This window comes from Saliphagus sp. LR7 (genome assembly GCF_003344565.1).
GTDB lineage: Archaea > Halobacteriota > Halobacteria > Halobacteriales > Natrialbaceae > Saliphagus > Saliphagus infecundisoli.
Map to the genome: position 1 here is coordinate 1 of NZ_QPND01000094.1, position 420 is coordinate 420.

1 pseudogene is annotated in these 420 nt (G+C 56.0%); it reads left to right on the top strand.

The features are described from left to right. Positions 1–45 precede the first annotated feature (45 nt). Positions 46–420, top strand: a pseudogene (locus DVH23_RS23325) (IS5/IS1182 family transposase); the annotation flags it as partial.

Sequence of the window (420 nt, forward strand, 5' to 3'; positions counted from 1 at the left end):
CTGGTTTCCGTTAGATTTGTGGGGAAATGGACGCCGTCTTGCGATATGAGGTCGAAACGATCGACTATACGACAGTATAAGAATCTTGCCAAACAATACGTTGACAATCCGGACGAACCCGCTGCGCCGACTGGCGACAGCGGGTTCGCCGAGTGGGTCCAGATCACGTTTATCCTCCTGCACACTGAGCTCAACAAGAGCTTCCGCGAGACTGAAGCATGGTTCAACGACTCCAGAGCCATCCACGAGGAACTTCAGCTGACGAAAACACCCGATCATACCACGCTCTGTCGCTGGGAACAGGAATACCGGATGCGTGAACTCCGTCACCTGCTCCGCCGAAGCGCGGAGCAGGTGGGCTGGAGTGGTGAAGCGGCCATTGACGCGAGTGGCTTCCAGCGCGATCAAACGAGTTACCAC